Genomic DNA, 15,025 nt, shown 5'->3' with positions numbered 1-15,025 from the left:
AGCGGGCTTTAGCTGAAGAACAGCTATTGTCCGTTCACCTCTTCGCCGTAAAATGCAGTAGAAACTTTAACGAGATCTTCGTTGAACTTCGCATGGGTCGTCCGGATGAGACTATTGAAAACACCGTCTGTTTCCCTGCGCAGCAGTTGCAGCGCCTTGGCCGTTATTCCTCCTGGCACAGCGACGCGTTCTTGAATTTCTTCTGGACTCATGCGACCTTCCGTCAGCAGAAGTCCGGTGCCGAGCAGCATATTGGCAGCAACCTGTAGAGCTTCATTGCGAGGGATGCCCGTCTCCTCTACGGCAGCATCGACAAACTGCTGCAGCAGAAAAGCCATGAACGCGGGACCGCAGCTGGACAGGTCGGACACGATGCGCGTGTAGTCCTCTTCGATGCGCAGCGGCTCGCTAATATGGGCGAACAGCGACTCCAGCCGCTTTTTATCCTTTTCGCTCATCGTTTCGCCATAAATGCATAGAGAGGCACCGCTCCATACCATATTCGTGATACTGGGAATAATTTTGGCTACTTTACAGTTCAGCTCACCCTCCAGATGGGAGACGAGAACAGGACTGGTAATGGACACGACAATCTGTTGAGGCTGGATGACGGATTTAATGTCGCCCACGACATGGATGAATTCATGAGGTTTGACGCACAGGAATAGGATGTCGCTGCCGCGAGCCGTTTCCGCGTTCGTATATTCGGCTCTCATGCCGGGATACCGGTCGGCTATCGCCTGCGCTTTGGCATACGTGCGATTGCTGATAGCGATCTCAGCAGGCGCCAGGGCGCCGGAAGCGACCAGCGCTTCGATCAGCAAGGTTCCCATCGAGCCCGTTCCGATAAATCCTACATTCATGCTTAGCCCTCCTATATCGATTACGCGTAATGTATGTTCTTATAACCTATTCCGCAAGACTTGTTCTTTATGTCATGAATTACCATTTTGATTACGGGAAGGAGAAATGGATATGACGATTCACAGCACTGGACGGAAAGCTCGGGCAAACAAGTTATTGGCAGCAGCTTGCGGGGCAGGGGCTATACTGCTTATCGCGGCAGGCCTGATCAATGGCGCACCTAAAACGACAGAGGAGTGGGTGCCTCTGAATGCTGCCGTTCAATCTTCGCTTGATGCTTTGAACGGAACCGGCATTCCGGACAAATCGCCGGAATCAATCATGCATAAAGTTGAACAAACGATTCAACAGCCGAATGGATCAGAAGGGCTGCGGGAGGGCTCCGATCATGGAATTCTTGAAGAGGAAAGTGGTGCTTCTGCGGTGGCGCCGACGCCAGCTGTCATACCAGCTTTGACGAGTAGAGACGAGCAGGGAAGGCTGGATCTGAACCGTGCAACGGCGGACGAATTGCTTGATCTGAAAGGGATTGGACCGTCAAAGGCAAGGGCGATTGCGGAGGATCGTGAGCGAAACGGTAAATTTGCAAATGTAGACGATTTGATCCGGGTTAAGGGGATCGGTGAGAAGCTTTTGGGCGGGATCAAAGAAAGCGTTGTCGCCCGTCCATGAATGTGAGAGAATGGAAGCGATAGAGTCATATTTTACTAGATTTCTAAAACAATCAAGGAGGATTTTAGAAGATGACAGAACAAAAAAAACTCTCACTAGACACGCTATCCGTCCACGGAGGCCAATCGATCGATCCAACGACGCTTTCACGCGCCGTGCCGATTTACCAGACGACTTCGTACGGATTCAAAGATACGGATCATGCAGCTAACCTGTTCTCGCTGCAGGAATTCGGCAATATCTATACACGTATTATGAATCCGACATCCGACGTGCTGGAGAAGCGCGTAGCAGAGCTGGAAGGCGCCCCTGCCGCATTGGCAGTAGCTTCCGGACAAGCAGCCATCACCTATGCCATCTTGAATATCGCAGGCTCCGGCGACGAGATCGTCTCGGCAACAAGTCTATACGGAGGCACATACAACCTGTTCTCCACAACGTTGCCGAAGCTGGGCATTAAGGTGAAGTTCGTTGATCCATCGAACCCGGAGAACTTCCGCGCTGCCATTACAGACAAGACCAAAGCGGTGTTCGCAGAAACGATTGGCAATCCGAAGGGAGACGTTATCGACCTTGAGGCTGTTGCGGCTATCGCTCATGAGAACGGTGTGCCTTTCATTGTCGACAATACGTTCCCGAGCCCTTATCTATGCCGTCCGATTGAACACGGCGCTGATATTGTCGTTCATTCGGCGACCAAATTTATTGGCGGACACGGCACCTCCATTGGCGGCGTGATCGTGGACGGCGGCAAGTTCGACTGGAAAGCGAGCGGCCGATTCCCTGGGCTGACGGAGCCAGATCCAAGCTATCATGGCGTTGTCTATACCGATGCGGTTGGTCCAATCGCTTATATTATTAAAGCGCGCGTTCAATTGCTGCGTGACATGGGAGCGGCATTATCGCCTTTCAATTCCTTCTTGTTGCTGCAAGGTCTGGAGACGCTGCATTTGCGTATGGAGCGTCATAGCTCGAACGCGCTTGCGGTTGCCGAGTTTTTGGAAGGTCATGAAGCGGTAGAATGGGTTAACTACCCTGGACTGAAGAGCCATTCGTCGTATGAGCTGGCTCAGAAGTATTTGCCGGACGGCAGCGGCGCTATACTGACTTTCAGTATTAAAGGCGGCGTGGAAGCGGGCAAAAAGCTGATTAATGCAGTTAAGCTGTTCTCGCATTTGGCGAACGTGGGCGATTCCAAGTCTCTCATTATTCATCCAGCGAGTACGACTCATCAGCAGTTGTCTGCGGATGAGCAAGCAGCGGCAGGCGTTGCACCGGGCATGGTGCGCTTGTCGGTCGGCACGGAAGGCATTCGCGATATTTTGGCTGACCTTGAGCAAGCTATTACAGCAAGCCAACAGGGTTAATACGGCTATAAGACTGGCGTTGAGGCACGCTTGCGATTACAATAGAGTGAAAATGATTAATGGGTAGCGGGCTTGACCACATCCTAGAATACGGTAACAGCCAGAGATTGGGAGGAAACGATGACCTTAGCAACAAAAGATGCCATCCGCAAGGATTGGGACACTTATTTCATGGATATCGCCTATATGGTATCGACGCGATCCCGTTGTCCGCGCAGACATGTCGGAGCGGTGCTGGTGCAAGGCAAGAAGCTGCTGGGGACTGCGTATAACGGAGCTCCGATGGGCGCTCATGATTGCCTGGAGGCAGGCTGTATGATCTCGGAAGAGGTTGAGGTGAAGATCCAGAACGGAGAAGAGCAGGTCGTTCGGAAGCAGCGCTGCATTCGTACCATTCATGCAGAGCAGAACTTGTTGCTCTTCACGGACAGGGCTGATCGCGAAGGGTCCGTTGTCTATGTTACCGATCAGCCTTGCTGGACATGCGCTAACATGCTGGCGAACAGCGGAGTAGAAGAAATTGTCTATCATCGCGGATACTCGAAGGATAGTGAAAAGGTGTACGCGTTAATGGCTCAACAGGGCATCGCGTTCCGGCAGGTGGAGCATTATACGCCACCCGCTCAGGCGGGGATGGAAGTTACGCAATAAGGAATATGGCTGATGCTGACTTTGCATCGAGCATCCATATGAAGTTGTATCGTGGGGAGGAACCTCCAGTCGCATGAAGTTTTGCGACTGGAGGTTCTTTTTTTTATTTTCGGCGCAGGGGGTTTGGAGTAGGATGGCTATGAATAGAAGGCCGCTAGTATGGTTTGCTTTAATATTTGTAATCGGCAGTTGTGCGGCAGCCGGTCTAGGTTGGCACGGTACGTTATGTATGGCGGGTGCAGTGTTCCTGCTGGCTGTTGCTGCCGTTCTTGGGGGAGGGGCAAGCAGGGGGCTTGTCATCATATGTCTGATCGGATTTGGCGTGGCGGCAGGCCAGAGGCTATGGGCGGATTCTCGCAATGTGACGGAGCTGCAGACGCTGCTGGCAATTGCGGAGTCGGATGGACTGAGAGCAGCATACAACGTTCGTGTAAGCGGCACGATCATCTCGGCGGTCGAGGTAGATGGAGACCGCGCGCAATTTCGCATAGAGGCTGTCGCTGTTCAAGTAGAAGATGAAGAGCCGCTCGTAGTACGTAGCGAGCGGCTTATGGTTCAGCTCCGGCTCGCAGTGCAGCCGGAGCAAGAGATCGCCGCGGCTTGGCAGCGCGGCGATCAAGTGCGCATCGACGGCGAGCTGTCGCTGCCGGCGATGGCAACCAATAGCGGCGGCTTCGACTATCGCCGCTACCTCCGCAGCCAGGGCATCCACTGGCTGCTGAAGAGCAAAGGCGCTGCCGCCCTCGCCGTAGAGGCTGGGGCGGCAGAGGTCTTCTCCGCGGCCTCGCTATATGGCCGCGTCGACACCGCGCGCGCATGGCTGGGCGCGCGGCTGGATTACCTGTACCCGGCGGAACAAGCCGGCTACATGAAAGGGCTTGTCCTCGGTATACGCGAGGACCTGGACCCCGAACAATTCAATCAATTCGCGCGGCTTGGCTTGACGCATATATTAGCTATATCGGGGCTGCATGTCGGCGTGTTCATGTACGCCTTGACCAGCGTGCTCAAGATGCTGCGAATGTCGCGTGAGCGGATATTGCTCACTTTGATGACTGCCGTTCCATTCTATGTGCTGCTGACAGGAGCATCCCCCTCTGTGCTGCGTGCTGGCTTAATGGCAATGCTCGGCCTCGTGGCCGCCCGGATGGGCAAGCTGAAGGACGGCTTGCATCTGATCGCGGCTGCAGCGGTTGCGCTCCTATTGTTCAATCCCTACTTTTTGAACGATGTCAGCTTCCAGCTGTCATTCATCGTAACGCTGGGTCTCATTATCGGAGTGCCGCCGTTCCGGCGTGCCATGCCGAAATGGCGGCGAGGAGGCTGGATACTGGATCTCGCGGCCGTCACGATCGTAGCCCAGCTAATATCTTTTCCCGTTACCATCTATTATTTCAACCAGTTTAATTTATTGTCGCTGCTTGCGAACTTTGCGCTGGTTCCTTTCATTAGTATGATCGTTATGCCGGCTGGTGCTGCTGCCCTTGTCTTGTCCATCGTATGGCCGTGGGGCGCCAAAATGATTGCGAATCTCTCCATCATTGCCAACGACGGATCGTTTGCAATTATCGAATGGCTGGCTGATCAATCCCTGTTCAGACAAGTATGGGGAACGCCGCCGCTCTGGTGGGTTGTTGTTTGGTTATTGCTTATGGGTTTGGCATTCCGCAAGATTGGCAGCAGCAATGCTAGGGCTGCTATGGAGCCTGTTTCACAGGAACAGCCGAAACACATCGAGAGTGAAACGTCTCTCCATGACGAACAAACAATTCCTTTGCAAGCAAAGGAGAATACGGCATATGATCCTGCCGTGACTGGAGCGAACAAAGGATCGAGTCTGCGCAAGCATTTGCTTATTCTTTCGTTTATTGCGCTGCTGCTGCTTGGCTACGCCTATGTGCCAGACGCATTCGATCGATCGGCGACCGTCAGCTTTTTAGATGTAGGACAGGGCGATGCCGCACTAATCCGCACAGCAAGCGGCAAACACATTCTTATTGACGGAGGCGGCGCGATTTCGTTCCGTAAGCCAGGCGAAGAGTGGAGGGATCGCAGCGATCCCTTTGAGGTCGGAAGCAAAGTATTGGTGCCATTGTTAAGAGACAGGGGAGTGCACCGCATCGATCTGCTAATCATTTCGCACATGGATAGCGATCACATTAAGGGATTGATTGCGGTTATTGGGGAAATTCCCGTTAAACGCATATGGTGGAACGGTTCCCTGAGAGCGACCGATGACTCCACAAAGCTAATGGAAGCGGCGCTTAGCGCCGATATTCCTCTGTATGCTCCGGTTGCAGGAGAGCGCTGGACTCTGGACAAGGATACACATCTGGATGTATTGTGGCCGAACGATCGAAAGAATGAGGTTGCTGTAATCAAGGATCAAAACGAGGTAAGTCTGGTCGTCGCCGTTCAGCTCTACGACAGCCGGTTTTTATTCACGGGCGACATCTCGATCCCCACGGAAGGGGCAATCGTGCGTACAACAAGAGAGCGGATGAATGCAGCGCAGGAGCGAGTTGATATTATGAAAGTCGCCCATCATGGGAGCCGTCATTCAACGAGCAATGAATGGCTGGCTTACTGGCGTCCGATTGGGGCTGTAGCTTCTGTCGGAGCCACCAATACATACGGTCATCCACATCCTGACGCGGTGGGACGCCTGAATAAGGCTGGCGTCGCATTATGGAGAACGGACACCGGCGGAGAAGCCAAATTCCGGGTGAATAGCCAAGGAATATCGGTTCTCCAAAAATGAATCACTATACGGATATCTTTTAATTTGGTATTCTTTAATGTGGAGTTCTCTAATTTATTAAGAGGATGAGAGTTTGTCGCCCTTTTCCGCAAAAATAGACAAAATGATATAAATCAATGATTTTTAATAAAAAATAAAAAAATCGCTTAAAAAGCCTGCAACATTTAACGCAACCCGTCCGTCAGTAAGGTTGCAAGAGAGGAGGATCCTTCGTGGTTGAGCCCGGCCTTATCAAAGCCGCCCAATCGGGAGATCGAGACGCTTTAATTACTCTGTTGCGTGAGATTGAAACCCATGTATATCGGACAGCCTATTATATATTGAATAATGAGCAAGACGCGATGGATGCATCACAGGAAGCGTTAATCCGCATCTATACGAAGATTGGCTCTTATGAAGAGAAGGCGCAGTTCAAGACATGGATACAGCGCATAGTAACCAACATATGTATCGACAAGTTCAGAAGAAGCAAGCCTACGGTATCTATCGATGAGCATGAGATGGTATTCCGAGAGAAGCAGAACGTGGAGGACGAAGTGCTGTCCGCGTACGCTCTACAGGATATACGAAGTGCGATCGACAAGCTTCCAGAGCATCACCGTACGGTAGTAGTGCTTCGCTACTTGCAAGATTTTTCGTATAACGAAATTGCGGATTCGCTTGACCTGCCGCTTAATACGGTGAAGTCTTATTTGTTCAGGGCTAGGCAACAGCTGCAATCTTTACTCCATGATTATCAGAAAGGTGGTGTCCGGGGATGAATTGTCAAGAGGTGATGGAACTCATGCAAAGACAGCTAGACGACGATCTCAGCGACGCCGAGCTGGAGGTCTTGATGAACCATACAAGACAATGTCCGGACTGTGCAGCAATGCTTGAGCGGATGAAGAGGTTATCCGCGGAGCTAACTGCCTTGCCCAAAGTAACGCCAACCTATAGCCTAGTAGACGCGATTCTGCCTGAACTGGAGAGACTGGATCGTCTTGCTTCCCATACGTCGTCTGCTATAGAGTCGGATACTGGCATAACGGCGAAAGCTGTATCCGAGCCGCGCCGTATGCCGCGCAAGAGACGATGGGCGACCTGGAGCGCTATAGGCAGTGTTGTTGCTGCTGGTCTTGTTGCCGGACTGTTTATTGTGAATGATCCTTCCGCTCTGAAGAATAGCTTAGCGGATAAGATGAGTTACTCCATGGAACACTCCTTGCCTGAAGTGGAAGATACATCCACGGCGAATCTCTTCAGACAGATGACCCCGACATCCGGGCAATCGGACTTGGAGACGAAGTCTTTTGATAAGAGAACGGCGGAAGGCTCATCGGCTGGCGGGGATGCTAATTCTAATCCAGAAGCCGGTGGAGATGTGAGCATTAAAGGAACGAGCAACAATTCTTCGGAACAGGGTAACGTGACGGGTATTGTAAAAGATCAATACGGTTCTACGGTCGAGAAGCCTGGCGAATCAGATGTTTCTAAGGAAGATCACCCTGGCATGGGTATTACTTCGGTCAAAGAGTTTGCTTCACCAGACGGGCGCTTTATTGCACTGTTGGAACAGCATACGATTGCAATTGTGTCCGCAGACAACGGGAAGACTGTCAAGCAGACATCCCGCAAGAACGGACAGCATGGTCAGGTTGCATGGTCAGAAGATAGCAGCCAGCTTACGTACGAAGTGCAGTTGGATCGTGGCGCCGCCGAGAAGTACGTGATCGAAACATCGAATTGGAAAGAAAAAAAAGCAACGCATTAATTGGCGAATCGCGCACATCCAGTCGTGATCCGCAGTATGATATAGCGAGAGCTTAGTCTGCGACGTTTCCGTGACGTCGTTAGACCATTCGTTCAGGCAGCGCCATGGAGCTGCCGACGAGTGTTAATATAAAGACAAAGGGATGGCCACTTAGAGGCTCATCCCTTTGTTGCCGTTCATTACGTCGATGGAATGGAGAGTGGCAAGCGCATGGATGTAAAGGAAGCTGTCAAAGAAATTAAATCTGGCAAGTTCAGGCCAGTCTATGTCTTGTATGGCAAGGATAGGTATCGGATGGAGCAATTCATCGGAATGCTCACAGGAGAGATGTTCCAAAGCGAAGAGAGAGAAATGGGTGTCATGAAGTACGATACATCAGAGACGCCGCTTGAGGAGGCCGTAATTGAGGCAGAATCGCCCCCCTTTTTCTTGGAGCGCAAGCTAGTACTTGTACGTGATGCCTCGGTTATGGCTGCCGGCGGCAAGGAAAATGCCAAGCTGGAGCATCGTCCTGAATCGTTGCTTCGATATATGGAATTTCCGCTGGAGACGACGGTTATCGTTTTTGCCGTATATGCGGACAAGCTCGATGAGCGGCGCAAGCTGGTCAAGACGTTAAAAGACCGCAAAGCGATGATTGCTTTTCCGGAGCTGGACATGCCGGAGCTGACACGCTGGATGATGCGCAGGGCATCGGAGCAGCAACGTCAACTAACGGAAGGAGCGGCAGAGCTTCTATTGTCGCGGGTAGGTGTCAATATGGGTCAGCTGGCCCAAGAGGTGGACAAGTTGTGTCTTCATGCCGGAGAAGGTGGCGTGATCGAAAGAGAGACAGCCGCGATGCTTACCGCAGCTACTGTAGAAGAAGATGTATTTGCACTTGTTGATGCGATTGCAGAACTTCGTATTAGCAAGGCAATTGAGCTATATCGTCAATTGCTAGTACGCCGGGAAGAGCCGATCAAGATAGCCGCTTTGATCGCCAGACAGCTCCGTATTATGCTGCAGATCAAGGAATTGGAGCAGCATCATTATTCGCCTCAGCAAATGGCAGGGCAGCTTGGCCTGCATCCCTATGCAGTCAAACTGGCAGCCGAAAAAAGCCGTAAATTCAACACAGCCAAGCTGGGACAACTTCTGTCGTCACTAGCTGATCTGGATTACGGTATGAAAACGGGAACGATTGACAAAACGTTCGGTCTGGAGATGTACCTGCTGTCTCTTAGCGTAGATAAGGGGGCTTAGTCCCTTGTCCGTAAGTGACCGAGTTTGGTTGATGGCGGTATTCGTTTGCAATGCGAATATGCAAATAGGCTTCGCCTTCAGATGAAGGCGAAGCCTATTGTTGTCTTGTTGGTATAACTTACGCTTGAGCCGACAATACGTTCAGGCGTTTTGCAAGACGGGATTTTTTGCGGGCAGCCGCATTTTTATGGATCAGGCCTTTCGTTACTGCTTTGTCCAATTTTTTCGAAGCTGTGATCAGAGCCGCTTTAGCAGCATCTACATCAGTGCCAGCGATCGCTTGGTCAGCAGTTTTTACGGCCGAACGAAGTGCGGATTTTTGGGATGCGTTCAAAGCGCGGCGTTTCTCGCTTGTTTTTACGCGTTTAATCGCGGATTTAATGTTTGGCATGGATTTCACCTCCTACATAGTTCTGTGCAGTACAACAACACAACTTAAAATATATTATCATGCGACTGTCTAAAAAGCAATAGTAACCAATATGTCTGTATGTGAGGCGTATCAAGGATTAACACAGCCCTTCGGAGTATGAAATCAGGACAGCTGCGAACAATAACGGAAGATTGTACGTACGAAGGGAGAAAAGTGGCTGTGGAGAAAGAACTTGATTTGCAGAAATTTAATGTAAGGACAGATTTGGCACTGGAAGCCAAGGAATTGGCGGAACGACCTGGTTCTGGACCGATCCCTGGCATTCATTCCGAGACGACAGAGGATGACGGCATTACGATTACGATGCTGCATGTGGAGAATGAGCAAGGCTCGCAAGCTATTGGCAAGATGATGGGGCAATACATTACCATTGAAGTGCCGGGCCTGCGTGAAGGCGACACGAAGCTGCAGGATCGGGTAGCCACCCATTTCGCCACCCATTTCGAGACTTTCCTGCAGCGCCTTCAAATTTCCAAAAACGCTCGTGTCCTTATCGTTGGATTAGGCAACTGGAATGTAACGCCTGATGCGCTTGGGCCGCTCGTTGTTGAGAATGTAATGGTCACCCGGCATTTTTTCGAATTAATGCCCGACCAGGTAGCCCCCGGGTATCGTTCCGTCAGCGCGGTCGCTCCCGGTGTCCTTGGCATCACCGGAATCGAATCCAGCGAGATCGTGCAGGGAATCGTAGACCGCTCCAAACCGGATTTAATTATTGCAGTTGACGCTCTGGCTTCCAAAGCGATTGAGCGCGTAAATACGACGATTCAAATCGCCGATACGGGCATTCATCCGGGCTCGGGCATCGGCAATAAGCGCAAAGGGCTTACGCAGGATATATTGGGGGTGCCTGTCATTGCAATCGGTGTCCCTACCGTTGTCTACGCTTCTACCATTGTGAACAATACATTCGAATTGATGAAGTCGCATCTGGAGAAGCAAAATGGCGATACTAATCAGATTTTTGGCTTGATGAATGGGATGGAAGAAAACGAGCGGCTGCAGCTTGTGCGTGAAGTGTTAAGCCCGATTGGGCATGATTTGCTCGTGACGCCGAAGGAAGTGGATCAATTTATCGAGGATATTGCCAATATTATTGCGAGCGGATTAAATGCATCGCTTCATGATGCCGTCGATAGCAGCAACGTGGCAGCTTATACTCACTAACGATTATGTGTTTTCCCAACCTCCTGCATTCGATGATCGGCCATTACATTGGCGAGAATGCAGGAGGTCATTGGCATGAAAAAAGTAGTCTCTTCGAGTGAAATAGCGTTGCTACACACAACTGCTCACGCCGACAGGTTCACGCGATAGGCGATGAGGACAGTCGAATGTAGCTGCAAGGTCAGGGGACGATTATTCATCCGCAAATTTCTCGAAAATGGGCAATTGAACGGTTTAATCAGACGAAAATTTACCAGGATCGGCAAGTGGCAGTACAGGGAGTGTTCTCTCTGCCACCGCCATTTCTTTATGCTGCTCATTCATGAAACGAGCTGCTTCGTCTGGTAAGCAGATCTGCTAGTAGACAGCTCCCTACCAAGCTTATCCATTTGCGAATGGACGATACTTTCTATCAGCTCGATTCTACCAACTAGCAAAAAAGGGAATCTACTGGTTCTATGAACCTTCTCCGTCTCATAGAGTGATAGTAACAAGCGGCAGCACACTATTGCGCTAGCGGATAACAGGAGGTACACAGAATGATGAATAGCAGGCCTGCGTGGCTGAATACGATGAGAGATGGGACGAAAGTGAAGCATTTGTTGATGACGGGTAGAGCTTTTTCACTATTATCGCTAAGCTCTATGATTTTTTTTATTGTGCTGGGCGCAGCGGGTAGTTTGCATCAGCAGTCGACGAGTTTGCCGATCCATTCGATGAGAGGGTTCTCGGCTGCGGTTTCGAGCGGTTTTTTTGGAGATATGCTGCAGATGGAGATGCCTTCATTTCATAGCGGACTAGAATCGGAGTCATTCACGAACAAAGAGATTAGCACGTTTTTGATACGCACACTGACCAGTATTAATCCGAACGATCCTTCGGGTTTGCTTTCCGCAGAGCTGCCGGGCATGCAGAATGATTCTTTTCTTATTCGCAAAGGGGTAGGTACCGACACGAACAACGGGCCGCAAGATCATCTTCCGATCACTCATCCTCCAAGCGGAGCGCATGAAGACGATGACCTGCCTTATGCGACGGATGGACCTGATCGAGAAGAGACAACACCGCAACCTGAGCAATCAACCCAGCCTACACCGCCAGCTCCATCGGACAAGCCTGATACCGGAAAGAGCAAAGTAGCTTTTATCTATCATACCCATAATCGTGAATCATGGCTGCCCGAGCTGGACAAGGAATCGAAGGATGCCAGTTCCACGACGAAAAATATTACGCTGGTGGGCAAACGGCTGGCAGAGAAGCTTGAAGATGAAGGAATAGGCGCAATGCATTCCGATACGGATTATCCATCCACAATAAAAGACTTCAATTATGCCTACAGCTACAAGTATTCGAAAAAAACAGTGAAAGAAGCAATGGCCAGCACCAGCGATCTGAAACTGTTTTTCGATCTGCATCGTGATTCTCAAAAACGCAAATATACGACAATCGAGATTGACGGAGAAAGCTATGCGCAAGTTTATTTTGTAATCGGGAATAAAAATCCGGCTTGGAAAGAAAACGAAGCGTTTGCGACAAAAATTCATAATGCCTTGGAGAAAAAGTATCCCGGTATTTCCAGAGGGATATGGGGGAAAACTACTGGAAATGCGGAATATAATCAATCTCTTGCGCCAGAAAGCGCATTAATCGAAATAGGCGGCATCGAAAACACGCTTGAAGAATGCTATCGCACAGCGGATGCTCTAGCGGAAGTCATCTCTTCGATTTATTGGGAAGCAGAGAAAGTATCAGGAAAGGAGTAGACAGCGATGAGAGGAAACGCTTGGAAGTGGCTTGCCATCGGAGGCGCGATTGCCCTATTGGTCATGTTTGGTCTAGAGATGTCGACGACAGGTATTGAACGAATTTACGGTCCGATAGATGGATCTGAATATACAGTCGGAACAGGCAACAGTGGGTATGTCAGTGAGACTGACAAACGAATCACTGAGCTGGAGCGCGAACTGGAGGAGATTAGGCGCATCGCATACGGTAACGGATATGAGGGAGAGGGTGCACGACTGCCGGGCATGCCGCTCCAGAATGATCAACCGGCTGTCAATAAGCTTGCCGATTCTACTTCAGGCCTGCTCCAAACAGCATCCAGCAAGAGCATTCGCTTCGTTGTTGGCTTGTTCGATGGCTGGATGAACTAAACCTTCATTGCTGACATTCCTTCGAACTGGTATAATAGGAGGAATGATTAGAATTATTGGAATGTGTGGGGGCTCAAGCATGACTGACGTTCGTGACCGGCAGAAGAAAATAAGAAATTTTTCCATTATCGCTCATATTGACCATGGCAAATCAACGCTTGCGGATCGGATATTGGAATATACCGGAGCACTCAGCTCCAGGGAAATGCAAGCACAGGTTCTGGATCAAATGGATCTGGAGCGCGAGCGCGGCATTACGATTAAGCTTCAGGCTGTTCGCCTTAGCTACCGTGCTGACGATGGCGAGGAATATTTGCTCAATTTAATTGATACACCAGGGCATGTCGACTTTACATACGAAGTGTCACGAAGCATGGCTGCATGCGAAGGCGCGCTTCTAGTAGTTGACGCTGCACAAGGAATCGAAGCCCAGACGCTGGCTAACGTATACCTGGCGCTGGACAACAATCTTGAAGTATTGCCTGTCATTAATAAAATCGACCTTCCGAGCGCCGAGCCGGATCGGGTAAAGCAAGAGATTGAAGATGTGATTGGGCTGGACGCCAGCGATGCGGTTCACGCATCCGCCAAAGCTGGCATCGGCATTAAAGAAATATTGGAGCAGGTTGTATCTAAAATTCCTGCACCGAATGGCGATCCCGATGAGCCGCTTAAAGCACTTATCTTCGATTCCCACTACGATGCTTACAAAGGCGTTATTGTCTATGTGCGAGTGATCGACGGCAACATTCGTGCAGGCAAGAAAATCAGATTTATGGCAACCGGAGCTGAGTTTGAAGTCATCGAGGTTGGCGCGTTCAAACCGAGAATGTCGATCGTAGACGAGTTGTCTGTAGGGGATGTCGGTTTTGTTGTAGCGGGCATCAAGAACGTAAAGGATACGCGCGTGGGCGATACAGTCACCGATGCGAAAAGACCGGCTCCAGAGCCGCTTTCTGGTTACCGTCGGATTAACCCAATGGTATACTGCGGTCTGTATCCGATTGAGACACAGGATTATAATGATCTTCGCGATGCCTTGGAGAAGCTTGAGCTGAATGATGCCTCCCTTCGCTACGAGCCGGAATCATCGACAGCTCTCGGCTTTGGCTTCCGCTGTGGATTCCTTGGTTTGCTGCATATGGAAATCATTCAAGAGCGTATCGAGCGGGAGTTCAACATTCCGCTGATCACAACCGCGCCAAGCGTTATATACAAAGTAACGCTGACGAATGGGGATACGATGAACATCGATAATCCATCCAATTATCCGGAGTCTGGCAAGCTTGATTTTGTAGAAGAGCCTTATGTGAAAGCTTCCATCATTGTGCCGAACGATTATGTGGGCACCATTATGGAGCTTTGTCAGGGCAAACGCGGCGACTTCATCAATATGGAGTACCTGGACGCGAACCGTGTTACCATTACGTACGATATGCCGTTGTCGGAGATCGTATACGACTTCTTCGACCAGTTGAAATCCAGAACAAAGGGTTATGCCTCGTTCGACTACGAACTATCGGGTTACCGGAAGTCGAGTCTCGTGAAGATGGATATTATGTTGAATGGCGAGCAGGTCGATGCCTTGTCCGTCATCGTTCACCGCGACAAGGCTTATCATCGCGGACGCCTGATTTGCGAGAAGATGAAGGAGCTTATCCCGCGCCAGATGTTCGAGGTGCCGGTACAGGCTTCCATCGGTACAAAGGTTATCGCACGCGAGACCGTTAAGGCCATGCGCAAAAACGTTCTTGCGAAGTGTTACGGCGGCGACATCAGCCGGAAGCGCAAACTTCTTGAGAAGCAAAAGGAAGGCAAGAAACGAATGAAGCAAGTTGGCAGCGTCGAGGTACCGCAAGAAGCATTTATGGCGGTTCTGAAGATCGACGAAGATTAAACGATACGTTCACGAGGGAGAGCGAACGCTCTCCTTCGTTTTTTGTAGCGGAAGGAGAG

General features: G+C 50.5%; 13 protein-coding genes. 11 read left to right on the top strand and 2 right to left on the bottom strand.

Going from position 1 to position 15,025, the window contains the following annotated elements:
- Positions 1-23 precede the first annotated feature (23 nt).
- Positions 24-863 carry a late competence protein ComER gene (gene comER / locus DX130_RS10720; protein ID WP_116045046.1) on the bottom strand — a complete coding sequence of 280 codons (840 nt, stop codon included), beginning with the start codon at positions 861-863 and terminating at the stop codon, positions 24-26.
- A 112-nt stretch (positions 864-975) separates the two neighbouring features.
- Here comER and DX130_RS10715 point away from each other — a divergent pair, with 112 nt between their 5' ends.
- The 7 genes from DX130_RS10715 to holA all read left to right on the top strand — a co-directional run bounded on the left by DX130_RS10715 (position 976) and on the right by holA (position 9,313).
- On the top strand, positions 976-1,536 hold the full coding sequence (locus tag DX130_RS10715; protein ID WP_206098789.1) for a ComEA family DNA-binding protein: 561 nt from the start codon (positions 976-978) through the stop codon (positions 1,534-1,536).
- Between the two features lie 71 nt (positions 1,537-1,607).
- On the top strand, positions 1,608-2,903 hold the full coding sequence (locus DX130_RS10710; RefSeq protein WP_116045044.1) for a homocysteine synthase: 1,296 nt from the start codon (positions 1,608-1,610) through the stop codon (positions 2,901-2,903).
- A 120-nt stretch (positions 2,904-3,023) separates the two neighbouring features.
- A complete protein-coding gene (locus tag DX130_RS10705; protein WP_116045043.1) occupies positions 3,024-3,554 on the top strand; it encodes a deoxycytidylate deaminase in 531 nt (176 codons plus the stop codon).
- 133 nt (positions 3,555-3,687) lie between these two features.
- Positions 3,688-6,315: a ComEC/Rec2 family competence protein gene (locus DX130_RS10700; RefSeq protein ID WP_165861221.1), complete on the top strand. Its 2,628-nt coding sequence runs from the start codon at positions 3,688-3,690 to the stop codon at positions 6,313-6,315.
- Between the two features lie 212 nt (positions 6,316-6,527).
- Positions 6,528-7,076, top strand: coding sequence for an RNA polymerase sigma factor (locus DX130_RS10695; RefSeq protein ID WP_116045041.1), 549 nt, complete (start codon positions 6,528-6,530; stop codon positions 7,074-7,076).
- Positions 7,073-8,068, top strand: coding sequence for an anti-sigma factor family protein (locus DX130_RS10690; protein ID WP_116045040.1), 996 nt, complete (start codon positions 7,073-7,075; stop codon positions 8,066-8,068). Before DX130_RS10695 ends, DX130_RS10690 begins: the two co-directional genes overlap by 4 nt.
- 210 nt (positions 8,069-8,278) lie before the next feature.
- On the top strand, positions 8,279-9,313 hold the full coding sequence (gene holA / locus DX130_RS10685) for a DNA polymerase III subunit delta (protein WP_116045039.1): 1,035 nt from the start codon (positions 8,279-8,281) through the stop codon (positions 9,311-9,313).
- A gap of 118 nt (positions 9,314-9,431) precedes the next feature.
- Here holA and rpsT read toward each other — a convergent pair whose 3' ends face one another.
- Positions 9,432-9,704 carry a 30S ribosomal protein S20 gene (gene rpsT / locus DX130_RS10680; protein WP_116045037.1) on the bottom strand — a complete coding sequence of 91 codons (273 nt, stop codon included), beginning with the start codon at positions 9,702-9,704 and terminating at the stop codon, positions 9,432-9,434.
- 201 nt (positions 9,705-9,905) lie between these two features.
- On the opposite strand from rpsT, the gene gpr reads away from it, so the two are divergent.
- The 4 genes from gpr to lepA all read left to right on the top strand — a co-directional run bounded on the left by gpr (position 9,906) and on the right by lepA (position 14,966).
- Positions 9,906-10,913, top strand: a complete 1,008-nt coding sequence (gene gpr, locus DX130_RS10675) for a GPR endopeptidase (RefSeq protein WP_240644392.1) — start codon at positions 9,906-9,908, stop codon at positions 10,911-10,913.
- Positions 10,914-11,452: 539 nt separating this feature from the next.
- Positions 11,453-12,676 carry a stage II sporulation protein P gene (spoIIP, locus tag DX130_RS10670; protein ID WP_338068630.1) on the top strand — a complete coding sequence of 408 codons (1,224 nt, stop codon included), beginning with the start codon at positions 11,453-11,455 and terminating at the stop codon, positions 12,674-12,676.
- Between the two features lie 6 nt (positions 12,677-12,682).
- On the top strand, positions 12,683-13,069 hold the full coding sequence (locus DX130_RS10665; protein WP_116045035.1) for a translation initiation factor 2: 387 nt from the start codon (positions 12,683-12,685) through the stop codon (positions 13,067-13,069).
- Positions 13,070-13,148: 79 nt separating this feature from the next.
- On the top strand, positions 13,149-14,966 hold the full coding sequence (lepA, locus tag DX130_RS10660; RefSeq protein ID WP_116045034.1) for a translation elongation factor 4: 1,818 nt from the start codon (positions 13,149-13,151) through the stop codon (positions 14,964-14,966).
- The last annotated feature ends 59 nt before the right edge of the window (positions 14,967-15,025 follow it).

Source organism: Paenibacillus paeoniae (assembly GCF_003388735.1).
Taxonomy (GTDB): Bacteria; Bacillota; Bacilli; order Paenibacillales; family Paenibacillaceae; genus Pristimantibacillus; species Pristimantibacillus paeoniae.
Note: the sequence above shows the minus strand (reverse complement) of the source record. Positions and strands in the feature narration are given on the sequence as shown.